The 23772-nt window shown below is 67.9% G+C and carries 21 protein-coding genes; 14 read left to right on the plus strand and 7 right to left on the minus strand.

The genetic code is table 11. The annotated features are described in order from the left end of the window. Positions 1–52: 52 nt before the first annotated feature. Both HGB39_RS08800 and HGB39_RS08805 read right to left on the minus strand, forming a co-directional pair. Positions 53–1462, minus strand: coding sequence for an FAD-binding oxidoreductase (locus HGB39_RS08800; protein WP_043793403.1), 1410 nt, complete (start codon positions 1460–1462; stop codon positions 53–55). Between the two features lie 9 nt (positions 1463–1471). Continuing rightward, complete coding sequence (locus HGB39_RS08805) at positions 1472–2668, minus strand: L,D-transpeptidase (protein ID WP_005572997.1); 1197 nt, start codon at positions 2666–2668, stop codon at positions 1472–1474. Positions 2669–2925: 257 nt separating this feature from the next. On the opposite strand from HGB39_RS08805, the gene HGB39_RS08810 reads away from it, so the two are divergent. Next, on the plus strand, positions 2926–3378 hold the full coding sequence (locus tag HGB39_RS08810; RefSeq protein WP_005572995.1) for a MarR family winged helix-turn-helix transcriptional regulator: 453 nt from the start codon (positions 2926–2928) through the stop codon (positions 3376–3378). Beyond that, complete coding sequence (locus HGB39_RS08815; RefSeq protein WP_054245984.1) at positions 3375–4799, plus strand: MFS transporter; 1425 nt, start codon at positions 3375–3377, stop codon at positions 4797–4799. Before HGB39_RS08810 ends, HGB39_RS08815 begins: the two co-directional genes overlap by 4 nt. A gap of 8 nt (positions 4800–4807) precedes the next feature. Here the strand turns inward: HGB39_RS08815 and HGB39_RS08820 are convergent, their stop codons facing one another. Further along, positions 4808–5386 (minus strand): TetR/AcrR family transcriptional regulator, encoded by a 579-nt coding sequence (locus tag HGB39_RS08820; RefSeq protein ID WP_005572993.1) that lies wholly within the window; start codon positions 5384–5386, stop codon positions 4808–4810. Between the two features lie 70 nt (positions 5387–5456). On the opposite strand from HGB39_RS08820, the gene HGB39_RS08825 reads away from it, so the two are divergent. After that, positions 5457–5927, plus strand: a complete 471-nt coding sequence (locus HGB39_RS08825) for a group II truncated hemoglobin (protein ID WP_005572992.1) — start codon at positions 5457–5459, stop codon at positions 5925–5927. A gap of 26 nt (positions 5928–5953) precedes the next feature. Here HGB39_RS08825 and HGB39_RS08830 read toward each other — a convergent pair whose 3' ends face one another. From HGB39_RS08830 to mdlC, 3 genes are read right to left on the minus strand one after another with little or no spacing between them, the layout of a single operon-like run. Further along, positions 5954–7411, minus strand: coding sequence for an aldehyde dehydrogenase family protein (locus tag HGB39_RS08830; RefSeq protein ID WP_005572991.1), 1458 nt, complete (start codon positions 7409–7411; stop codon positions 5954–5956). Positions 7412–7438: 27 nt separating this feature from the next. Then, a complete protein-coding gene (locus HGB39_RS08835; protein WP_005572990.1) occupies positions 7439–8815 on the minus strand; it encodes an MFS transporter in 1377 nt (458 codons plus the stop codon). A 47-nt stretch (positions 8816–8862) separates the two neighbouring features. Next, positions 8863–10449, minus strand: coding sequence for a benzoylformate decarboxylase (mdlC, locus tag HGB39_RS08840; RefSeq protein WP_005572989.1), 1587 nt, complete (start codon positions 10447–10449; stop codon positions 8863–8865). A gap of 77 nt (positions 10450–10526) precedes the next feature. On the opposite strand from mdlC, the gene HGB39_RS08845 reads away from it, so the two are divergent. Next, the gene (locus HGB39_RS08845) at positions 10527–11486 is read left to right on the plus strand and encodes a LysR family transcriptional regulator (protein WP_231137705.1); all 960 of its coding nucleotides are present in this window, start codon (positions 10527–10529) and stop codon (positions 11484–11486) included. Here HGB39_RS08845 and HGB39_RS08850 read toward each other — a convergent pair. Then, the gene (locus HGB39_RS08850; RefSeq protein ID WP_005572987.1) at positions 11454–12584 is read right to left on the minus strand and encodes a nitric oxide synthase oxygenase; all 1131 of its coding nucleotides are present in this window, start codon (positions 12582–12584) and stop codon (positions 11454–11456) included. The two genes, HGB39_RS08845 and HGB39_RS08850, sit on opposite strands and share 33 nt — an antisense overlap. A gap of 137 nt (positions 12585–12721) precedes the next feature. Here HGB39_RS08850 and HGB39_RS08855 point away from each other — a divergent pair, with 137 nt between their 5' ends. The 10 genes from HGB39_RS08855 to HGB39_RS08900 all read left to right on the plus strand — a co-directional run bounded on the left by HGB39_RS08855 (position 12722) and on the right by HGB39_RS08900 (position 23747). Then, the gene (locus tag HGB39_RS08855; RefSeq protein WP_005572985.1) at positions 12722–13696 is read left to right on the plus strand and encodes an LLM class flavin-dependent oxidoreductase; all 975 of its coding nucleotides are present in this window, start codon (positions 12722–12724) and stop codon (positions 13694–13696) included. Between the two features lie 112 nt (positions 13697–13808). Then, positions 13809–14825 carry a LacI family DNA-binding transcriptional regulator gene (locus tag HGB39_RS08860; RefSeq protein ID WP_005250920.1) on the plus strand — a complete coding sequence of 339 codons (1017 nt, stop codon included), beginning with the start codon at positions 13809–13811 and terminating at the stop codon, positions 14823–14825. Then, entirely contained in the window at positions 14826–15830 is a 1005-nt protein-coding gene (locus tag HGB39_RS08865) for a 2-hydroxyacid dehydrogenase (RefSeq protein WP_005572983.1), read from the plus strand. Next, positions 15827–17044 carry a D-mannonate dehydratase ManD gene (manD, locus tag HGB39_RS08870; RefSeq protein ID WP_005572981.1) on the plus strand — a complete coding sequence of 406 codons (1218 nt, stop codon included), beginning with the start codon at positions 15827–15829 and terminating at the stop codon, positions 17042–17044. The genes HGB39_RS08865 and manD overlap by 4 nt, the downstream gene beginning before the upstream one ends. Before the next feature lie 5 nt (positions 17045–17049). Next, positions 17050–18585: a mannitol dehydrogenase family protein gene (locus HGB39_RS08875; RefSeq protein WP_043793401.1), complete on the plus strand. Its 1536-nt coding sequence runs from the start codon at positions 17050–17052 to the stop codon at positions 18583–18585. Positions 18586–18634: 49 nt separating this feature from the next. Then, complete coding sequence (locus HGB39_RS08880) at positions 18635–20014, plus strand: MFS transporter (protein ID WP_005260999.1); 1380 nt, start codon at positions 18635–18637, stop codon at positions 20012–20014. Continuing rightward, a complete protein-coding gene (locus HGB39_RS08885; protein WP_005572977.1) occupies positions 20011–20625 on the plus strand; it encodes a bifunctional 4-hydroxy-2-oxoglutarate aldolase/2-dehydro-3-deoxy-phosphogluconate aldolase in 615 nt (204 codons plus the stop codon). The genes HGB39_RS08880 and HGB39_RS08885 overlap by 4 nt, the downstream gene beginning before the upstream one ends. Beyond that, a complete protein-coding gene (locus HGB39_RS08890) occupies positions 20625–21563 on the plus strand; it encodes a sugar kinase (protein ID WP_005572976.1) in 939 nt (312 codons plus the stop codon). Before HGB39_RS08885 ends, HGB39_RS08890 begins: the two co-directional genes overlap by 1 nt. A 35-nt stretch (positions 21564–21598) precedes the next feature. Further along, on the plus strand, positions 21599–22669 hold the full coding sequence (locus HGB39_RS08895) for an L-idonate 5-dehydrogenase (protein WP_043793400.1): 1071 nt from the start codon (positions 21599–21601) through the stop codon (positions 22667–22669). Between the two features lie 88 nt (positions 22670–22757). Then, on the plus strand, positions 22758–23747 hold the full coding sequence (locus tag HGB39_RS08900) for an MDR family oxidoreductase (RefSeq protein WP_005572974.1): 990 nt from the start codon (positions 22758–22760) through the stop codon (positions 23745–23747). The last annotated feature ends 25 nt before the right edge of the window (positions 23748–23772 follow it).

Here is a 23772-nt window from a genome sequence, read left to right on the forward strand (position 1 = left end):
TTCGGTCGTACCATTCGAAAAGTAGCATGATTTGGCCGAGTAGTGAGCACGGCTAGAGCGGATAGTGCGTCAGCACCCCCATCGGATCGTGCCTCTGCCGCAGTTGGCGCAGTCGGCGAAGGTTTCCACCGTAGGCTGCGTCGATCTCGGCGCCGGTCTCGGGGAAGCCGGGCCGGACTTCGACGCTGTAGATGCCGATCGTGTGGGGTGCGAGCGCGTCGAGGGTGCCGCCCGCCCACGACAGGCAGGCGGCTCCGTCGTAGGGGTCGGACCAGACGGCGTTGAGCGGGATGTTCCACTCGCCGCTTCGGCCCCAGAACGCGGTGTCGCCGTCACCGACGTCGGCGAGGGCACCGCCGGTGTGCTGGAAGTCGATACGACATTCCCGTGTCGGCGCCCCACGGATCTGGGTGGCCAGAGCCTCCGCGAGTTCGGAGTCGAGGGTCGGTCCGGTGAAGACGGCCTTCCCGAAGAACGACCCACGGCGCTCGCCCGGTTCGGGCAGCCGGATCGGTTCCGGTTCTTCGCCGTCGGGGCCGGGTGGCGCGAATTCGGGTAACCCGGTGAGGTACGTACCGGACATCTCGGATCGGTACAGCACCTTGCCCGACACGTCGGCGACCGTGGTGGCGGCGGATCGGGCGCGGTCGATGTCGGACTCGTCCCCGCTCGCGCACGCGGTGTACACGAAGAGGACGGGCTCGTCGGGAGACAGTGCGCTGTAACCGAGTACCGCGCCCATCGTCGTGTCCCGCGGAAGCGTCGGTGCGACAAGGAAGTAGGTGGCGAGCGCTTCGAGTCCGAGCACCATCCGGTCGACCCACACCGGACCCACCGGGTGTGTGCGCAGCACTGCCGACGTCACGACGCCGAAGCACGGTGCACAACCCCGGACCGCCCACCACAGGTCCGCCTCGTCGCCGGTGCTGGCATCGGACAGGTGGACGACCTCACCGGACGGAAGCACCAGTTCGGCCTCGACGAGCTGATCGATCGTCAATCCCAGACTGCGCGTGAGGTATCCGACGCCGCCGCGGGTGACGAGTCCGAATCCGGCGTGGCCCACGATCCCCACCGGCACCACCCGGCCGGTGGGTGCGAGGGCGTCCAGCATGGTTCCCACGGTGGCGCCGCCGGCGACGACCACCCGGTCGTCCTCGGGTCGGGCCGTGTTCAGGTGCGCCGACAGGTCGAGCATGACGGCATCGTCGGCGACGCAGTTGGAACTCAGCCCGCCGCCGCGGACGGTGACGGTGCCGCCCGTCCGGTGCGCGACCCTCATGACGGTGGAGACCTCCTCCACGGACGCCGGTTCGACGACGCAGGACGGACGGCGTCTCGCGGCATCGGGAAAGAACACTCTGCCCAGCGCGGTGCGGTAGTCGTCGGTGTCCGGCAGATGAACCCGGTGCGGGAGAACCGCCTTCAACTGTGCGACACATTCCGCGGATGGTGAACTCACGAGCACCTCCTATCCCGTTGCGTTACCTGCCTGCCACTGATCCCACGGGACCTCCCAGTCACCGTACGTGTCCCACACGGGCAGGAGCGGCCCGCCCGAGTTGGTGATCTCGACGACGTCGCCGATACCGAAATGGTCGAACATCCACTGGGCGTTGGCGGGTGCCAGGTTGACGCAGCCGTGGGAGACGTTGCTGCTGCCCTGATCACCCACCGACCACGGCGCCGAATGGACGAACTCGCCGTCGTTGGAGATCCGCAGGTTGAGATCGACCTTTTCGCGGTAGTAGTCGGGATCGCCGGCGCACACCCCGTACGTGCAGGAGTCCATGATGATGCTCTGCTGCTTGTCGGAGATCACGTGCGGACCCTCGTGCGAGGGGTGGTCGGGGGTGCCGAGACTCATCGGCATCGCGTTCTCCTGGACGCCGTTGTGGAAGACGGTGAGCATTTTGCTCGCGCCGTCCGCCTTGGCCACCCACGAGTCGTGCACGGTGTAGTCGGCGGAGTTGTTCTCGGCGCCGAAGGCCCCGTCGCCCAGATCGACGCCGTACACGTCGGCCTCGATGTGGATCTTGGTGCCGGGCGCCCAGTATCCCGCCGCTCGATAGTGCGCGTTCTGGTCGTCGGTCCAATACCAGGCGCCGGGTTGCGGCGGTGTCGTCGTCACGTGCAGTCGCTGCTGCACCTCGGCCTTGTTCACGACCGGTGCGGTGAACTGGAAGACCATCGGCTGGCCGACGCCGATGCCGGTGTCGGCGACGACCTCGGGTGCCGGGACGACGTTCGCGTACGCGGTGGTGCCGGGCGTCAACGTCGTGACGGTGAAGGTCTGTTCGATCGGGGCGCCGTCGGGGTTGACCGCGTCCGCGACGACTGTGTACGTGGAGCCGTAGCCGAGTGGTTGGCTGCTCGTCCAGTTCGTGCCGTCGGGCGTGAGATTTCCGGCGACCGGGGTGTTCTGCTCCGCGCGATTCGTGACGGTCACGGCGGTCAGCTTGCCGCCTGTCGCGGTGACCACGATCGGGGTGGTCGGATTGATCGGCGCCCCGTCGGCAGCGGGGACGACAATCGAGGCGGGCGCGGACTGTGACGTTGTCGGGGGTTCCGACGTGCCGGTGTCTCCGATGGTGCACGCCGTGGCCAGGAACGTCAGGGCCACCACCGCGACAATGCCGGCTGTCCGTGTGCGAAGAGTCACGACCACCTTCTTTCGGATCTGGATCAGCGCTCGCCGTCCTCATACTGCCAGCGATCGCCTCGGACTTTCCTGTGAGACGCTCGCTGCGCCCGCCCCACCTGCAGAAATTCGAGGTCGCGGGGTCTCCCCTCAAGGCATTAGACAGCAGTGCTGATGAAAAATTGTGACTGAATCGTCTGTTTACAGCGTTAATCGATCTATTGAAGGCTGTAAATAGAACAGCTAGACTGGCTAATGAATCTGACTGTGAGAGGGAGGCCGCCATGGACCAGATGGTCGATCAGTTCCGCGAGGACGTCGTTCTGTTCAACCGACGTATCCGAACCCAGCGCTCCGGGCACCTGCTCACCCCCTCGCAACTCCAAGCCCTCGCGCACCTCGACCGGGAAGGTCCGATGAGCGCACGCGCTCTCGCCGATCTCGAGCAGGTCGCGCCGCAGTCCATCGCGCGGACCGTCTCGATCCTCGAGGAGTCCGGAATGGTCTCCCGGACCGTGGACCCCCACGATGCGCGCGCGAGCATCGTCGCGGTCACCGCGCTGGGATTGCAGACGCTCGTCGACGACCGGTCGCGGCGTAGCGAGTGGCTGACGGCCGCGCTGGCCGCCGAATGCACCGACGCCGAACGTGACCTCCTCTTCATCGCCGGACGGCTACTTCGTCGGCTCGCCGGAACTCCCGAGCCGGCGCCGCAGGAGTCACTGATGAACTCGTGAGCGCGACCGTCGCCGATACCGGCCTCGCGCAGAAGTCCCCGTCCGTACCGTTCCGGGTCAGCGGCTCCGTCGCCACCGGGAGCATCCTTCAACCGCTGAACTCGTCGATGATCGCGGTGGCGATCGTCGGCATCGCCGCCCAGTTCGGCTCCTCGTCCGGGATCGCATGGGTGATCTCGGGGCTCTACATCGCCACGGCCGTCACCGCTCCGATGGCAGGCAAGCTCGGCGCGCTGCTCGGAGCCCGGAAGGTCTACCTCGGGGGCCTCGCCCTGGTGGCGCTGGGCTCGATCGCCGGTCTGCTCGCCCCCAGCGTCGGCTGGCTCATTTTCTCCCGCATCCTCGTCGGAATCGGAACCGCCACACAGTATCCCAATGCGATGACGATGATTCGCGGGTACGCGGACCGACACGGCGCGCAGCCGCGCACCGCGATCACGACCCTCGCGATCTGCAGCCAGGCTGTCGTGGCACTGGGCCCGACGCTCGGCGGACTGCTCGTCGGGGCGTTCGGCTGGCAGTCGATCATGTGGATCAACCTGCCGATCGTCGCGTTCAGCGCGGTGGCGGTCACGAAATTCGCGAAGGTCGGCTTCGTCGGCGGCATCTCGGTCAGCGGTCGGCAACTGCTGCACGCGCTCGACGTGGCCGGGGTCCTGCTGTTCCTCGGGCTCGTCTCGTCGACGATGCTGTTCCTGCTGTCGCTCACCACCGATCCCGTCTGGTGGCTGATCCCGGTGTGGGCGCTGGTGTTCGCCCTGTTCGTCCACTGGGAACGTCGTGCGGACGAACCGTTCATCGACGTTCGGGCCCTGGCCCGGAACCGTGCGCTCAGCGCCACACTCTCCCGCACCCTCCTCACGTACACGGCGTTCTACTGCATCTTCTTCGGAATCCCGCAGTGGCTGCAGTATTCCCGCGGAATGAGCGCCACCGAAGCCGGTCTGACGATGCTGCCCGTCGCCGTCGTCGGCATCGGCTCCACGCTGTTCGCGTCACGTACGTATCGGCGACACGGGGTGCGCCGAACGCTCACGGTCGGAACGTGTGCGCTCCTGGTGGGAGGACTGCTCCTGGCGTCGGTGGAGAGCAGTACGGCCCCGATCGTCGTGCTACTCCTGGTGGCCGCGGTGCTGGGGATTCCCAATGGATTCAACAATATCGGTAATCAGAATCTGATCAGCTCGGTCACGTCCGTCGAGGAAGTCGGCACGGCGATCGGGATGTACCGCACCGTGCAGTACATCGGAGCGAACCTGTCGGCCGTCGTGCTGCAGACCACCGCCGGTCACGTCATCGGCGACGACGGACTGCACCGCACGGGCTGGTTCATCGCCGTCGCGGGCGTTCTCCTCCTCATCGGCGTCCTGATGTCACGGAACATGGGAGACCGGCGGTCGACGAGCGCGTCGACGGCGTAGCAGCCGCGTCAGGTCGGCGGCACCCCGCCGACGGCCCGCCAGATCAGTGTCGCGGTCCGGGCAGGCCAGTCGGCGGGTGGGCGATCACCGGCCAGCGCCCGGCCGTACCAACTGCCGGTGGTCATGGTGACGGCGACGTCGAGATCGGCGTCCGCGTCGATCAGCTCCAGTTCGGCGGCGCGGTCCAGGATGGCGCGGATGCGGCGGCGGCGCGGCGCCACCACCCGGGCGCGGTACTGCGCGCGGACGTCGGCGTCCATCGTGTCCTGCAGCATCGTGCCGACGAGCGACAACCGGCCGCTCCGCGACACCCCGCGCCGGAAGTCGGTCAGCTCGCGGACCAGATCCCCGAACGGATCGGCCGACGCCCTCCCCGACTGTTCGTCGGCCAACTGCGCCACGACTGCCGCGGCGAGCTCCGACTTCGACGCCCACCGCCGGTACAGCGCCTGCCGGGTGGTGCCTGCCTCCGCGGCGATCGCGGCGAGCGACATCGCGTCGTAGCCGGCGCAGGACAACTGCCTGCCCGCCACTTTCAGAACCCGGGTGTCGATATCGGTGTCGCGACTGCGCCCGGCCACACTCATGCTCGATCCTCTTTTCAATCCAATACTGGTGTGTATTGTAATGGACAGACGACGGAGATCGGGAGCTCCCATGAGTGATCAGGAAACACCGTCCCTGTACGAGTGGGCGGGCGGTGAGCCGTCGTTCCGGCGGCTGATGGACGCCTTCTACGACCGGGTGGAGGGCGACGAACTGCTGTCGCCGATGTTCCCCGGCGGCGTGCACGAGGAGCATCGGCGCAACGTGACTCTCTGGTGGTGCGAGGTGTTCGGCGGCCCGCCGGGCTACAGCGAACAGCTGGGCGGTTACGAACGAATGTTGCGCCACCACATCGGCCTCGCCATCAGCCCGGAGCAGCGGCACCGCTTCGCGTCGACGATGAGCCTCGCCGCCGACGACGCCGGCCTCCCGTCGGATCCCGAATTCCGTTCCGCATTCATGGCATACGTCGAGTGGGGGACCAGACTCGCGCTGCAGAACTCGAGCCCCGGTGCCGAGGTGATCGAGCACGCACCCGTCCCGCACTGGGGTTGGGGCGTGGCCCCGCCCTACCGCGGCTGAGTAGGGCAGGGTGTCAGCCTGTCCGATCAGAACGGGTACTGCTGAATCGGCCCCTGGATGGTGGCCCACTGGAGTTCGGTGAACGCCTCGAGGTTCGCTGCGGCGCCGCCGACTCGTCCGCCGTTTCCGGAGGATCCCATTCCGCCGAACGGGATGTGGGCGTGGTCGCCGACGGTCTGGTCGTTGATGTGCACGAGCCCGGTGGGAATCTGCCGCGCAACTTCCCAGGCCGCCATCGCATCCGAGCCGAGGACGCTCAGCGACAATCCGTACTCGGTGTCGCGCGCGATCTCGACGGCCTCGTCGATCGTCGAGTAGCGCAGCACGGGAGCGACGGGGCCGAACACTTCCTGGCAGAACGCGGGGGTGTCGCGCTGCACGTGGTCGAGGACGGTCGGGCGGTAGAACAGCCCGTCGTGGGTGCCGCCCTCGACGAGGGTCACTCCGGCCGAGACGCTCTCGGTCACGAGTCGGTGGATGCTGTCGCGCTGCACCGCGTCGATGATGGGGCCGAGTGCCACCTCACTGGTGTACGGGTCGCCGACGGGGAGCGCTCGCGCCTTCTCGGCGAGCACCGCCACGTATTCGTCGGCAACCGATTCGTGGACCAGGTGCCTGCCTGCGGCCATGCAGATCTGGCCCTGGTGGAGGTATGCGCCCCAGGCTCCGGCCGACGCAGCCTTGGTGACGTCGGCGTCGGGAAGGACGATGAGGGCGTTGTTGCCGCCGAGTTCGAGGTGTGCCCGCGTGAGGTGCGCCGCCGCGGTCTGGCCGACCTTCCGTCCCGCCGACGTGGAGCCGGTGAACGCGATGACGCGGGTGTGCCGGTCGGTGACGAGGGCGGCACCGGCATCGGCGCCGCCGGGCAGCATCTGGAAGACGCCGTCCGGTACCCCGGCGGCCGCGAACACGGCCGCCAGCACCACACCGCCGCACACCGCGGTCCGGGTGTCGGGTTTCAGAACCACCGAGTTGCCCAGTGCCAGTGCGGGTGCCACTGCGCGGATCGAGAGGATCAGGGGGAAGTTGAACGGAGCGATCACGCCGACGACACCCGCCGCGATCCGACGGCTGAAACTCAGACGTCCGTCGGCGGACGGGAACACCTCACCCTTGGGATGCGAAGGCAACGCCGACGCCTCGTAGCATTCCTGCGCTGCGACGTGCGTCTCGAGGCTCGCTTTCGCGCGAATCGATCCGGCCTCCCGGACGATCCACGTCTCGATCTCGGAGGCGTGCTCCTCGAAGAGCCGACCGGCGCGGCGCAGGATCGCGGCCCGATCCTCGAAAGGCATTTTCTCCCAGCGGCGCTGGACCTCGGCGGCCTTGGTGCAGGCCGCGGCGACGTCGGCGGCGGTCGCGGTGCCGACGTGACCGAGGGTGCTGCCCGTCGCGGGCTCCACGACCTCGGAGAACGCGCCTTCGGCGGCGGTCCAGCTGCCGGTGAAGACCTTCTTCTCCCAGTCGATGTCGAGCAGGCTCATGGTCGATCCTTCTTTCGGTGAGGTCGGTCAGGACGCGAGTGCGGGTGACGGTGCCGCGGATTCGGTGCGGGGCGAGCGGAACTTCCGCTTGGCGACGATTGCCACCGCGACCGCGCCGACGACTCCCGGGACGGCGACGGCGAGAAAGTTCTGCTGGAACGGTAGATGAAGAGCGAGGAGCGCGCCGCCGAGGGTGGGGCCACCGATCGCACCGATCCGTCCCATGCCCGCAGCCCACCCGACGCCCGTCGACCGTACCTCGGTCGGGTAGAACTCGACGGCGAACGCGTGGATGATGGCGAGCGCGCCGATGGTCGCCGCACCGGCGACGAACAGCAGCACGTTGAGCAGTGCGGCGGCCGGGTCGAAGGACAGTCCCACCAGCGACAGGGATGCCAGGGAGAAATACGTGATCAGGGTGTTGCGGTAGGACCAGCGGTCGGCCAGCCAGCCGCCGAAGATCGCGCCGGCGATGCCCCCGAGATTCAGCACCACCAGGGTCCACAGCGCGGAACTCAAAGCGTAGCCGGCGGTCTGCATCAGTTTCGGTAGCCACGTGTTGAGCCCGTAACTCAACAACATGCACATCGCGAAGAAGACCCAAATCAGGAAGCTGTTCAGGGCGTTTCCGTTGGTAAAGAGCTGCGCGACGGGCGCCTTCCGAGCTTCCGGACGTGGCGTGGCCACGACGTCGCTCAGGTCGCGACCCGGGTCGACCTTGGACAGCACAGCCTCCAGCTTGTCCTGACGACCGTTGATGGCGAGGAACTCCGGCGACTCCGGCAGGTACCTCAGCAGAACGGGTAACAACAGGAGCGGCAGACCGGCGACGTAGAACACACCGCGCCACGTCCAGAGCGGCTCCACGTTGATTGCGAAGACCGCGGCGGCGATGCCACCGACGGAGTAGAACGACGACACGAACGTGACGAGCAGTGCCTTCGACGTGCGTGGGGCGAGCTCGGCGATCAGTGCCGTGAAGTTGGGTACGAGCGCGCCGAGCGACACACCGACGACGAGGCGGAGAATGCCGAGTTGCGCCGGGGCGCCGGCGAAGGCGCAGCTGAACGACGCCACGCTCGCCACCGTCACGCAGATGAGCATGAGCGGACGGCGGCCGTACCGATCGGCGAGCGGGGCGACGAACAGTCCGCCGATCAGCATGCCGACGAGCGCCGCGGATCCGAGGGTGCCGGCGGTGACCGGGTCCATGTTCCACTCGTCCATCAGATGGACGATCACGGTGCCGTACGAGACCATGTCGTATCCGTCGATGATCATCAGCAGTGAGCACAGGGCTACGACACCATAATGGAACGGCCGCAGTCGGGCGTTGGAGATGATCGAGGTAACTGTGTTCTGGGACAGCGGGTTCTGGGACAGCGGGTTCTGAGACAAGGGCATACTCCCGATGCGGGGCAGCGTTGCTGCCGTGGGAACGAGTGGGGCTATCACGGCTCGGTGAGGTCGGTCTCGACCTCGATCACGGCAGGCTTTCCGCTGCCGAGGGCGGTCTTGAAGGCGCGGACGAAGTCGTCGCCGGTCCGTACCGCGGTGGCCGTCACGCCGTACCCCGCAGCGATGGCGGTGAAGTCGATCCCGGGAACGTCCATGCCGGGGGTCTCGCCGGACCCCAGCACCGTCGAGAACCAGCGCAGTGCGCCGTAGGTCCCGTTCTTGAGGATGACGATGATCACCGGAATGTCGTACTGCGCGGCCGTCCACAGGGCGGTGATGCCGTAGTTGGCCGAGCCGTCTCCGATCAGGCCGATCACCTGACGGTCCGGATTCGCCAGCTGGGCACCGACTGCGGCGGGCAGTCCGAATCCAAGCCCGCCCGATGCGGGGAAGAAGTAGCTGCCTTGGCGGGAGACGTCGACCTGCGACCAGAACGCGCCGGTGGTGGACGTCGACTCCTTGACGTACACGGCGTCGTCCGGCGCAGTGCCGCGCAACAGTTCGAACAGCTCCTCCGGATGCACGCGCTCGGACGACGTCCTGGCCTGTGGGATGTCGGGCAGCGGCGGCAGGACCGGGCGGCGGCCCGGCGTCACGCTGTCGGCGAGGCGGGACAACGCATCCCGCACACCGCCGACCAGTGCGTCACCCATCGGGGCGCGGGCGGCCTCGCCGGGATCGCTGGTGAGGTGGATGAGCCGGGCGCCGTCGGGCAGGTACTCGCCGGGGACGAACTGGTGGTACCGGAACACGGGTGCTCCCGCGACGAGGATCAGGTCGTGCCCGACCAGTGCGTCGGTGATGCCCTGGACGGCGGCTGGCAGGACCCCGCGGAAGCTGCGGTGGCGGGTGGGGAACGGGCATCGTGACGGGGACGGCGCGATCCAGACGGGGGCGCCGAGTGCGTCCGCGAGACGGACCGCGTCGTCATTGGCGTACTCGGCATCGACTTCCGGTCCGAGTACGAGGACCGGGTTCTCGGCGCGGTCGAGGGCGTCGACGAGGGTGGCGAGTTGATCCGCACTGAGGGAACCGGCAGTGGTTGTGGCGCGGGTGAGGAGGTGCTTTGTCTCGGCGGGTGCTTCCTGCGCCCAGTCGTCGTACGGCACCGACACATAGACCGGACCCTTCGCGGGCAGGTTCGCGATGTGGATGGCCTGGCTGATCGACCGCGGCACGTCCTGCGCGCACGCCGGCTCGCAGGACCACTTGACCAGGGGTTTCGGCAGCGACTGCGCGTCCACGTTGGCGAGCATCACCTCCTGGCCGATGGTCGAGCGGACTTGTTGCCCGGCGGTGATGATCAACGGGCTGTGGGAGTAGACCGAGTTCGTGAGCGCGCCCATCGCGTTGCCGGTGCCCGCGGCGGCGTGCAGATTGACGAAGGCCGCGCCGCCGCGGGCCTGGGCGTACCCGTCGGCCATGGCCAGGACGGCGCCTTCGTGCAGACCCAGGATGTAGCGGAAGTCGTCGGGCATCCCGGCGAGGAAGGGGAGCTCGTTCGATCCGGGGTTGCCGAAGATCGTGGTCAGGCCATGCGCCCGCAGTAGGTCATAGGTCGCTTCGCTGACGTCGGCCATCAGGTGTTCTCCATTTCTTCGCATGGTCCTCGCGGTGTGACGTGAACCACGGTAGGGAGCCGCGTCCTATAGGTCCAATGAATACTGTCGATCAGCACATAGACAGGATCTATATTATCGGTATGGCCGACGTGGACCTCAACCTCATCAGGACCTTCGTGCTGCTGTATGAAACGCGGAGCGTCACCCGTACGGCGGAGCTGCTGTTCATCACGCAGCCGTCGGTGAGCCATTCGCTCCGCCGACTGCGGCGGCAGTTCAACGACGACCTCTTCATCCGGTCGTCGGACGGCTTGGCGCCCACGGTTCTGGCGGCGAGTATGTACCCGCAATTGCATCAGGCGCTGGAGGTCATCGACGAGACCGTCTCCGGTGTCGGTCAATTCGACGCCGAGACGTCGGACCGAACCTTTCGGATCTGCGCCACCGATCTTGGGGAGATTTCACTGCTCCCCGGAGTGCTCGCGGCGCTGGAAACCCGCGCTCCCGGCTGCGCCGTGCAAGTAACGCCGCTCGATTTTGCCAGTGCTGCAGAGGAATTGCGTCAGGGTCGTGCTGACGCCGTCATCTGCACCCCGCGCATCGACGCGCCGGATCTGCGCCGCGACCCCCTGTTTCGGGAAGGCTATCTCGGACTGTGCGCACTCGGGCATCCGCGGATCGGAGTCGAACCCGGACTGGACGATTTCCTTGCCGAACGGCACATCGTCGTCGACGCCGCCGCCGGGCACGTGGACGCTGATCAAGCCCTCGCGAGGATGGGGCGTCGCCGTGACATCGCCGTGCGGGTACCGCACTTCGCGGTGCTGCCGGAACTGGTGGCGCAGACCCGGCACCTCGCCGTGGTGCCGAGCCGGGTCGCGGAACTGTTCACCCGGTCCTCGCCCGTCCGCACGTTCGCGCTACCTGTCGAGATACCGAACGTCGAGGTGTCGCTCTTTACCGTGCGGCGGGCTCTCCCGTCGCCGGGCGTCGATTGGTTGCGGGAGTTGATAGCCGACGTCCTACAGGCTCCCGCCGCCGATTGGACATCCTGATGCAGTGGCGGCCGGGAGAAAGTTAGGGCGGATGTCCATGTCGGGTGCGTCGTAGAGCCGGTGGAAGGTGGGCGTCAGCGCCGCCGACATCGGCGGGTTGATCCACGACCAGTCGGTGGGGCACTTCCGGCCGAGTGACTCTTCTCGTTCGACGTGGCTGATGAACTGCTTGGCGACGGTGTGATGATCGACCATGTGCACACCGGCCTGCCGGTAACTGTGGATCACGGCGCGGTTCAGTTCGACCAGTGCGCGGTCGCGCCACAGCGTCCGCTCCGACGTCGTGTCCAGGCACAGCCGTTCGGCGATGGCGGGCAGCATGTCGTACCGATCCTGGTCGCTGAGGTTGCGGGCCCCGACCTCGGTGCTCACGTACCACCCGCTGAACGGGGCGAGCGGGTAGGTCAGCCCGCCGACCGAGAAACTCATGTTCGACACGGCGGGAACGGCATGCCATTTGAGACCGAGATCGGCGAACCAGGCGTAGTCGGGGTGCTCGATCTGGACCTCGAGCACCAGCTCGGATGGAATCTCGTACCAGCGCAGCGTCTCGTCGGGGGTGCTGACCAGCAGCGGCAGCACGTCGAACGGCGTGCCTGCGCCCCGCCACCCCATCTTCGTCACCGCCTCGGTGATGCCGACCTGCGCGGGGTCCCCGGTCACCGTCCCGTCCGCGTGGCGGTAGCCCGCGTACCGGATCAGTTGCGGGCTGACGATCTTGTACTCGCGACCGTCGGAAAGCGGCAGCGGACCGACCGTGATGACCGAGCGCAGCGCGCCGCCGTTCGTCGCGACCCGCAGGTGCTCCCAGCACGCCTCCGCAATCTCGTCCGCGGTGGTGACGTGCCGGGCGTCGATCAGCTTCAGCGTGCGCCAGTGCTTGCGACCGACGCACCGGGCGTGGTTGCGCCAGGCCAGCTGCGAGCCGACTTCCAGTTCCTCCACGGTGTGCTCGTAGCGGCCCGTCTCCGCCAGCGACTCCAGTGCGTCCGCGAGGCGGGCCGTGGGCAGGTGGGCCAGCTCGGGCTCACTGAAGAACTCTGCACACTCCCGCATCTGCGCTGCGGACCGCGACGTGACGTCCAGCGAGTACGACATAGTCCCTGTGCTGCTCACCATTGACCTCCCGGCGATCGTGGATCCTGCGGCGGTCAGTATGTCAGCGAAGCGGGCACACTCGTCCACCGAGTGCGGGGTGAGGAAATACCGTCGGCCGGCGGACCGTTGCCCCGGGGGTGAAGCTGTCGATTCTGGACCGGTCCCGCACGCGCCGGGGTGCGCCCGACTCTGCCGCGCTGACCGGGACGATCGAGCGTGCGGTGCATGCCGAGCATCTGGGGTTCCATCGGTTCTGGGTGGCCGAGCATCACGCCGTGCCGGGCATCGCGAGTGGGTCGCCGCCGGTGCTGCTCGCTGCCCTCGGCGCCCGCACCGCCCGGATCCGGCTGGGCTCGGGTGGTGTGATGCTGCCGAATCATCAGCCTCTCGTGGTGGCCGAGCAGTTCCTGATGCTGGAGGCGATGTACCCGGGCCGGATCGACCTGGGCGTCGGACGGTCGCTGGGATTCACGAAGCCGGTACGCGAGGCGCTGCGCCGCGACCGCAACGCCCCCGACACGTTCGCCGGCGACCTCGACGAGGTGCGGAGCTACCTCGAGGGCAAGGGCGCCGTGACGGCCCGGCCTCACGTGACGAGTCCACCGCCGATGTTCGTTCTCGCTACCCGGCGCGGGCTCGACTTCGCCGCGAAAGCGGGTCTGCCGGTGGTGGTCGGTGGGCCGATCCTCGGAGCGCCGGGCGCCCGCGTCCCGGAACTCGACCGGTACCGCGACAGCTTCATCCCGTCCGCCGGGAATCCGTCCCCGTACGTGATCGTCTCGCTCGAGGTCATGATCGCCGAGGACGAAGATCGAGCCCGTGAACTGCTGCTTCCGGAGGCGTGGGCGCTGGCGCAGTCGAGCCGGACCGGCGAGTTCCCGCCGCTCGAATCGGTCGCGGACATCCGGGGTCGGGCGTGGACGCCGCGGCTGCGCGAACAGGTCGACGCCTCGATCGCGTCGTCGATCCACGGCACCGTCGAGCAGGTAAGGGTCGCGGTCGAGGCCCTCGCCGCGCGCACCGGCGCGGACGAACTCCTGGCCTCGACGTCGACGTTCGACCGGGCCGCGTTGTTCGAATCCGATCGGCAGTTGTCACTCCTGGACGTGTGAACACGCACGACGCGCAGGTTTGCTGCAAGCCTTGCGCAACTATTGACAACTTTGCGCAAGCCGGTGGATAGTGTGTGTCGGCAGTCACAACGAACAGCGAGGCGGTAGCACCGTGGCACCCACCTTGACCGAGGTCGCACAACGCGCAGGGGTATCCCTGTCCACCGCGTCACGGGCGTTCAGTGCCCCGGACCGGATCGGACCGGACACGCTCGCGCGGATCATCGCGGTCGCCGACGAGATCGGCTACCGGGCGGCGTCACCGACCCGCACCGACGTCGTGCGCCCCACCGCCACCACCGTCGCGGTCGTGGTGCCCGACATCGGACACACGGTGTTCGCGAGCTTCGTGAAGGCGGCGCAGGCTCAGGGGTGGCACCGGCGCCAGACGGTGCTCCTCACCGACACCGACGGCAGCGCCGACCGTGAGCGTGAGGTTCTCGGCGAGTTGCAGGGTCGCGTCGACGCACTCGTGGTCTGCGCTCCGCGGCTGCCCGCATCGGACATCGTGCAGCTCGCCGGCGACACCCCCCTGGTGCTCGTCAACCGCTCGTCACCCGAATGCGATTGCATCGTGGCGGATTCCGAAGACGGAATTCGCCAGGCCATCGACTACCTCGTCGCCCTCGGGCACGAGCACCTCGCCTACGTCCAGGGCTCGCCGCAGTCCTGGTCGAACCAGCGTCGTGTCGCCGCGGTCGAGGAATTCTGCAAGGCCAGGGATGTGCAGCTGAGTCTACTCGGCTGGCAGCAGGAAACCCTCGCGGGCGGTCATGCCGCAGCGGCGAGCGTGATCGCGACGGGCGCGAGCGCCGTGATCACACACAACGATCCGATGGCCATCGGAGTGATGAACGGCGTCCGCGCAATGGGCTTCTCGGTGCCGGCGGACCTGAGCGTCGTCGGCATCGACGACTCGCCGCTGGCCGAACTCGCCAGCCCCGCGCTCACGAGCATCAATGTGCCGATGGCACGAGCCGGAGTGCTGAGTCTGGACCTGGTGTTCCAGCGCGCGAACGAGCCGGACTCCGATATCCGAGAAATCCACCTCCCCACTCAACTGGTCGTCCGGGCTTCGGCCGGACCGGCGCACGATCGGGTGTTTCGCCCCGGAAAAGAGAGCCGCTAGATGAAAATCGTTGTTGCCGACAGCAACCTGATTCCGCACCGATCCCGGCTCGAGGCCGCAGTTCCGTCCGAATCGCGGCTGTCCTGGCACGGCGGCTTCGACGAGGCCGCCCTGATCGAGGATCTGCGCGACGCCGACGTCTATGTCGGGGGAAAGTTCACACCGTCCATGGCGTCGGCTGCCGAGAGGCTGCGCCTCGTCCACGTCGCCGGTGCCGGCACGGACAACATCACCTTCGATGCCCTGGCGCAGGACGTGCTGGTGGCGAACACCTTCCATCACGAGAAGTCGATCGCGGAATACGTCGTGGCGGCCGCGGTGATGCTTCGACGCGGCTTCGTCGCGCAGGACAAGGCACTCCGGCAGGGCGTCTGGGCCACCTCGGTCTACGACGACCGTCTTACGCAGTCGAATTCGCTGCAGGGCGCGCGAGTGGGCTTCGTGGGGTTCGGCCACATCGGCCACGCCACGTGGAATCTGTTCCGAGCATTCGGCGCGACAGGAGCGGCCGTGACCGGTCGTGGCAACGTCGACGCGCCGAGTGCGGGACTGGACTGGGCGGCCGACGTGTCCCAACTCGGGCGTCTCCTCGTCGAATCCGATGTCGTCGTGGTGTCCGCACCGCTCGACGACCGTACGCGGGGCATGATCGGCGCCGACGAATTGCGCGCACTCGGTAGCGACGGTGTGCTGGTGAATGTGGGCCGCGGACCTCTCGTCCAGGAGCAGGCCCTGTTCGACGCACTGTCCTCGTCGACCATCGCCGGTGCGGCCATCGACGTCTGGTACGACTATCCCGGACCCGACGGTCGAGGGACACCCAGCGCTCTGCCGTTCTCCGAACTCCCCAACATCCTGATGACACCGCATTCTTCCGGAGTCTCACAACAGACTTTCGTCGGCCGCGTCGACGACATCGCCGACAACATCACTCGACTCGCTCGCGGTGAGCAACTGCGCAACGTCGTCGCACCCGCCGTCGGCTCGAAAGGATCACGAGCATGACCGACAAGATCATCTCCGCGGACGTGCTGATCTGCAGCCCCACCCGCAACTTCGTCACCCTCAAGATCACCACGGCCGACGGCGTCGTCGGCTACGGTGACGCCACGCTCAACGGCCGTGAACTGTCCGTCGCGTCGTATCTCCGGGACCATGTCGCGCCCTTGCTGATCGGGCGCGACCCGGCGCGGATCGAGGACACCTGGCAGTACCTCTACCGCGGCGTGTACTGGCGGCGCGGGCCCGTCACGATGGCCGCGATCGGAGCCGTGGACGTCGCACTCTGGGACATCAAGGGCAAGACCCTCGGCCAGCCCGTCTACCAGCTGCTCGGCGGCGCCGTCCGCGACCGGGTGCTCTCCTACACCCACGCGACCGGGTGGGACGCGCCCGCGCTACTCGACTCCGTCGACGCCAAGCGCGCGAAGGGCTTCCAGGCGATTCGAGTGCAGTCCGGGGTTCCCGGCCTGGATTCGGTGTACGGCGTGCACCAGGGCGCCGCCGGATACGAGCCCGCAAGCCGCGGCGCACTCCCGGTCGAGGAAGTATGGGACACCGATGCCTACCTCAACCATGCACCCCGGATCCTCGAAGCGGTCCGTGAACACGTCGGCCCCGACCTCAAATTGCTGCACGACGCCCACCATCGGCTCACCCCGCAGCAGGCTGCGCGGCTGGGGAAGTCGGTCGAACACGTGGACCTGTTCTGGCTCGAGGACGTCACGCCCGCCGAGAACCAGGACGCGCTGCGTCTGGTGCGCAACCACACCACCACACCCCTGGCGATCGGGGAGGTCTTCAACACGATCTGGGACTGCCAGCACCTGATCACCGAGCAGCTGATCGACTTCATCCGGGTGGCCATCGTCCACGCGGGCGGAATCAGCCACGTCCGCAAGATCTTCGCGCTCGCCGAGGTGTATCAGATTCGCGGCGGACCGCACGGCCCGTCGGACGTCTCGCCGATCTCCCTGGGCGCGAGCCTGCACCTCGGGCTTGCGACGCCGAACTTCGGAATCCAGGAGTACATGGGCTACGACCCGCTCGTCAGCGAGGTCTTCCCCCACGAGTGGTCGTTCTCGGACGGGCACCTCACCCCCGGCGACGTTCCGGGCATCGGAGTGAGCATGAACGAGGAACTCGCGGAGCAATATCCGTACGAGCAGGCCTACCTCCCGGTCGCCCGGCGCCGCGACGGCTCCATGACGGATTGGTGACGAGCATGTCCGAACCGACACTCTCGCGCCGAAACGTTCCCGCTGCGGCACTGATCCACCGGCGGGTACCGGAAGGCGCCGGGATCGTGCACCTGGGCCTCGGCAACTTCCACCGCGCACACCAGGCGGTGTACACCGCGCTCGCGATGGAACGCGAACCCGGACCGTGGGGCATTCTCGGTGTGGCGAGCCGCTCGAGCACCGTCGCCGATGCGATGAACGCGCAGGACCTCCTGTACAGCGTCGTCGAGATCTCGCCGGACGGTTCTCGTGTGAGCGTCCCGGGTTCACACACCGGAACGCTGGTGGCCGAGCAGGACCCGGAGTCGGTCGTCCGTGCGATCGCGGACCCGGCGACGAAGATCGTCACGATCACGGTGACCGAACACGGGTACACGGTCTCACCCGAGACCGGTTCCCTCGACCTCGACTCCGATGTCGTTCGCCGCGACCTCGCCCAAATGCGGACGCCCCGCACCACGATCGGGCAGATCGCCCGCGGACTGGCCCTGCGGGCGAGCACGCACGCCGCCCCGGTCACGATCCTCAGCTGCGACAACCTGCTGTCCAACGGGCGCCAGACCGAAAGGCTCGTACGCGAGTTCGTCGGCACCTTCGCGCCGCCTCTCCGCGACGACCTGCTGTCCTGGATGAACTCGTCCGTGACGTTCCCCAACTCGATGGTGGACCGGATCGTGCCGTCCGGTTCGGACCGCTACAACGAGGCGGCGCTGGCACACCTCGGCGTGCGCGACACGATCGCCGTCCCCGCGGAGCCGTTCACGATGTGGGTCATGGAGGAGCGGTTCGCCGCCGGGCGTCCCGCCTGGGAGCACGGTGGCGCGCTGTTCACCGACGACGTCGAGCCGTACGAGCTGATGAAGGTCCGACTGCTCAACGGGACGCATTCGCTCATCGCCTACCTCGGCGCACTCGACGGGCGCGCCACCATCCCCGAGTCCGTGGCGCAGCCGTTCGTCGAGGACGCAGCGCGCCGGATCCTCTGCGACGAGTACCTGCCGACGGTCACCGTTCCCGAATCGGTGGACACGGACGACTACATCCGGCAGCTGTTCTCGCGTTGGTCCAATACCGCTCTGGGACATCGCACCTCGCAGGTCGGCTCCGACGGATCGGTCAAACTGACGCAGCGCATCCCGATTCCCGCGCTCGAACACCTCGGCCGCGGTACCGTCCCGCAGTACCTTTCTCTGACGGTGGCGGCATACCTCTGCTGCATCGCCCCGCCGCCCGGGTTCGATCCCGGCCCCCACGCACGATCCATGACCGACCCCGCTCGACCGCGCCTGGCAGGAATGGCCGACAACGCCGCTTCCACTACAGAATTCGTTCGCTCCGTCTTCCTCGACGGAGGTCTGTTTCCCAGCACTCTCGCTTCGCACACCGACTTCGTCGCGCGGATCGCCGACTTCGTCGACATCATCGTCCGTCACGGGCCGGTAGCTGCGGCAGGCGAAGCATCCGACCCGGTCCCGGACCTCGGGACTACCACGTCGCTGCAGTCCAGCGCGACCATCTGACTCCCTCAACCCTGCCCGGACACTCCGGGAACCACCAATGGAGGAATCCATGGACACTACACTCGACCCCACGGTGAACCCGAAAACTCCCGGCCGCGGTGGCGGTACACCCCAGGCAGACCCGTCCGCGGTCCGCCGGGCGGCGTGGGCGGGGCTCATCGGCACCACGCTCGAGCAGTACGACTTCGTCATCTACGGCACCGCTTCGGCGCTGATATTCAACACCCTGTTCTTCCCGAACATCTCGCCGGCGGCGGGCATCCTCGCGAGCTTCAGCGCCTACGCCGTCGGGTTTCTCGCCCGGCCGCTCGGCGGCCTGTTCTTCTCGCGGTACGGAGAGCGTCTCGGCCGCAAGTGGGTGCTCGTCGCGACGCTGATGCTGATGGGCGGCGCGACACTGGGTATCGGCCTGCTGCCCACCTACAGTCAGGTCGGGCTGCTCGCACCTGCTCTCCTCGTCGCATGCCGATTCTTCCAGGGTTTCGGAGCGGGAGCCGAACAGTCCGGCGGTGCAACCCTTCTGACGGAGACGGCGCAGATAGGCAGGCGAGGTAGGCTCGCCGCCCTGGTGATGACGGGAGCCGCACTGGGCACGGCGCTCGGCGCAGTCGCGTGGATCGCCGCGCAGCTCCTGCCCGAAGAGCAGCTCATGTCCTGGGGCTGGCGTCTCGTGTTCATCAGCAGTCTGTTCGTCACGGTCGCCGCGTTCGTCATTCGTCGCAAGCTCAACGAGAGCCCGGTGTTCCAGGAACTCAAGGAGCAGCACCAGGTTCCGAAGACGCCGGTGAAGGAGATCTTCGCGAACGGCAAGAAGCCGCTGTTCATCGTCATGTTCATGACCATCGGCATCAGCGCGCAGTCGTACACGTACCAGGTGTTCATGGCCTCGTACCTCAAGAACGACGTGCACGTCGACCCCACGTTCATTCCCAAGGTGCTGCTGGTCGGGGCCATCTGCGGCGGCATCGCGGCCTACGGGTTCGGCCGCCTGTCCGATCGGGTGGGCCGCAAGCCGGTGTACATCTCGATCGTGATCGCCCTGATCATCCTGCCGGTGCCGACCTTCCTGGCCCTGAACACCGGCTCGCATCTGCTGATCACGATGGCGATGATCGTCGGCTTCATCCTGGCCTGCCAGGGCGCCGTCGGCGTCACCATGAGCTACTTCCCGGAGATCTTCGGCTCCCGCTACCGCTACGCCGGCGTCACACTCGGCCGCGAATTCGCCTCGATCTTCGGCGGCGGTGTCGCACCGCTGATCTGTGCGGCGCTCGTCACGGCGTTCTCCGGCTCGTGGATCCCCGTGGCCGTCTACATGATCCTGATGGCCGTGACCGTTCTGATCGCCTCGGCGATGGCACCGGAAACCCGCGACCGCGACCTCACGCTGGCCGCCAACGCCACCGACCGTGAGGTGACGGCGGCATGACGTCTTCCGTCATCGCGGTGCTGCGTGCCGCGGACGCCAACCGGTACGCCCCGGTGGTGAACGTCCTCGCCGAGAACGGCGTGCGCGCCGTCGAGCTGACGATGAGCACGCCGGGAACCCTCGAGTCCCTGAGCAGCATCCGGCGCGCCGCACCCGACGGCGTCGAGATCGGGGTCGGGACGGTCACCACCGTCGAGCAGGCCCGCGCCGCCCTCGACGTGGGAGCCGACTTCCTCGTGACGCCGACGACCAACCTCGACGTCATCGCCACGGCCGTGCGTGCCGGAGTTCCGATCTACCCGGGCGGATTCACCCCGACCGAGCTGTGGAACGGATGGAACGCGGGTGCCACTGCCGTGAAGGTGTTCCCGGCGTCGGTGGTCGGGCCGGAGTACATCGGGCACCTGCGCGGGCCCTTCCCCGACATCCAGGTCGTCCCCTCGGGTGGGGTGGGCATCGACGACGTCCCCGCGTGGTTCGCGGCCGGAGCGGCGGCGGTCAGCCTCGGCGGACCGTTGATCGGGGACGCACTCCGCGGAGGCGACCTCGGGCAGCTGGCCGAACGATGCCGGCGCCTCACCGACGTCGTCGCCGAACTGGAGGTCGCGTGATGACGGTGCTGACGTTCGGCGAGACGATGGCCCTCACCAGGGCGGTGGACACCGGTGTCCTCGCCCACACATCGACACTGCATCTGGGAATCGGCGGCGCCGAATCGAACTTCGCGATCGCCTTGCGGCGACTCGGCGTCGACGTCACCTGGATCGGGCGCGTCGGCCAGGACAGCCTGGGCGACCTGATCGAACGGGAACTCCGGGCCGAGGGAATCACCGCCGACGTCATCCGCGATCCGGACGCTCCGACCGGACTGATGGTGAAGGAGCGGCGAACCGCCACCGCCACCCGCGTCTGGTACTACCGGACCGGCAGCGCGGGGTCACGGCTCACGATGTCGGACATCGCGGACGACCGCCTCGAGTCGGCGTCCCTGCTGCACGTCACCGGCATCACCCCCGCCCTGTCCGACACCGCCAGGAAGACCACCCTGCACTGCGTCGAACGGGCACGCGCACTGGGCATTCCGGTGTCATTCGATCTCAACTATCGCCGCGCGCTGTGGTCGCCGGACGACGCGGGCCCCGTCTTCCGTGAGCTGATCGGATTGTCGGACATCGTCTTCGCAGGTGAGGACGAGGCCGCCATCGCGGTGGGCGACGGCACTCCCGCCGAACTCGTCGCCCGCATCCGCGACCTCGGACCACGCGAGAGCATCCTGAAACTGGGCGACCAGGGATGCCTCGCGATGGTCGACGGAGAGACGTACTCCCTGCCCGCGGTGCCGGTGAGCGTGGTCGACTCCGTCGGGGCCGGAGACGGTTTCGTCGCCGGCTACCTCGCGGAACGACTGGCCGGTGAGGCACCCGCCGACCGCCTGCGAACCGCTGTGACGGTCGGGGCGTTCGCGTGCACCGTGTCCGGCGACTGGGAGGGCATGCCACGCCGGGACGAACTCGGCCTCCTCACCACAACGGAACCCGTCACCAGATGACCAGCTCCGATCTCCGACAGAACTGGACTCCACGCATGAACACCAGCCCGACCACCGCTTCACACGCCACCGAGATTCCGACGCACGCGCAGGCGGTCGTCACCCACGGCGCGCAGGACCTGCGCGTGGAGGAGGTGCCGATCGCCGCACCGAAGCCGGACGAAGCGGTGATCCGCATCGCCTACGGCGGGATCTGCGGATCCGATCTGCACTACTGGCAGCACGGCGCCGCCGGCGAGTCGATCCTTCGCGCACCGATGCGGCTCGGACACGAGGCGTCGGGCACCGTCCTGATCGGCGCGACGGACGGAAGCGGTCCCGGCGCCGGCACCCCCGTCACCATCCATCCCGCGACCCCCGGCGGCGACAGCGCGAAGTATCCAGCCGATCGCCCCAATATTTCCCCCGGATGCACGTACCTGGGTAGTGCGGCGCACTTCCCGCACGCGGACGGGTTGTTCGTCAGCCACGTCGCCGTCCCGACCCGCATGCTCCGGGTTCTTCCCGACGGCCTCGATCTTCGTCTGGCGTCACTGGCCGAGCCGGCGAGCGTGGCGTGGCACGCGGTCGCGCGGGCAGGGGAGGTGAAGGACCGGTCGGTCCTCGTCATCGGTGCCGGACCCATCGGCGCGCTCGTCGTGGCGGTGCTGAAGCGAGCGGGCGCCGGGAAGATCACGGCAGTGGACATGCACGAATACCCGCTGAGGATCGCGCGCGCCGTGGGTGCGGACGCGACACTCACCGCCACCGATACCGACGCAGTCGCGGCGGTGGAAGCGGACGTCACCATCGAATGCTCCGGCAACCATCGCGGTCTGGCATCGGCAATCCACGGCACGGCCCGCGGCGGCCGGGTCGTGATGGTCGGTCTGCTTCCCTCGGGGGATCAGCCGGTACCCATGTCGATCGCGATCACCCGGGAACTGGATCTGGTCGGCTCGTTCCGGTTCAACGACGAGATCGACGAGGTGGTGGCCGCCCTCGCCGAGGGCTCGCTGGTGGTGGATCCGATCGTCACGGCCGAGTACGACGTCGCCGATGCGCTCACCGCGTTCGCGTCGGCCAGGGATGCGTCCTCGTCGAGCAAGGTGCTCCTGCGGTTCTGATCCGGGGAACGTCGCCCCGGCCTCGTCTGCGGGGCACGGCTGTCGCATGATGGTCTCGACGCACCCCCGAGGTCAGGAGAGCAAGCTGATGAAGGAATTCACCGCCTGGATCGCTCGCGAGAACGAGGGCGCCATCGGCCTCTCCCAGGAGACGGTCGCCGAGTCGTTCCTGCCGCAGGGCGAGGTCACGATCCAGGTCGAGTACTCCAGCGTGAACTTCAAGGACGCACTGGCGCTCACACCGAAGGGTGGAGTGGTCCGCGAGTACCCCATCGTGCCCGGTATCGACGTGGCGGGCACCGTCGTCGAGTCGCAGTCCCCGGAGTTCTCCGTCGGTGACACGGTCATCGCGCACGGTTACGACATCGGCACCGCCCGTCACGGTGGGTACGCGCAGTTCGCCCGCGTCCCGGCCGACTGGGTGGTGAAACTCGACGGCATGTCCACCCGCACCGCTGCCGCGATCGGTACCGCCGGTTTCACGGCCGCGATGAGCGTGGAGGCGCTGCTGTCCCGTGGGGTCGAGCCGGGCAACGGTCCGGTGCTCGTGACCGGTGCGAGTGGCGGCGTCGGCACCGTCGCCGTCGACCTGCTGTCGGCGGCGGGTTTCGAGGTGGTCGCGTCGAGCGGAAAGCCGGAGAAGGCGGAACTGCTCACCGAACTGGGCGCGAGCACGGTGATCGGCCGCCTCCCGGAGCCCGACACGAAACCGCGTCCGCTCGGCAAGGCGCAGTGGGCTGCGGCGGTCGACTGCGTCGGCGGCGCCACCCTCGCGCACGTGCTCAGCACCATCGAGTACGGCGGTGCGGTCGCGGCGAGTGGGCTGACCGGCGGACCGAAGTTGGAGACCACGGTCCTGCCGTTCATCCTGCGCGGTGTCAGCCTGCTCGGCATCGACTCGGTGCAGTACCCGATCGAGCAGCGGCGCCGGCTGTGGGGCCGTCTCGCGTCCGACCTCGCGCCGTCCCGGCTCGAGTCGATCACCCACGACGTTCCGATCGCGGACGTCGTCTCGGTGATCGACCAGGTGCGGGCCGGCACCTACTCGGGCCGGGCCGTGGTGGGCGTCGCCCCGTGAGTACTTATTAACGTCCCGCGGTTAA

Source organism: Rhodococcus opacus, assembly GCF_012396235.1.
GTDB lineage: Bacteria > Actinomycetota > Actinomycetes > Mycobacteriales > Mycobacteriaceae > Rhodococcus_F > Rhodococcus_F opacus.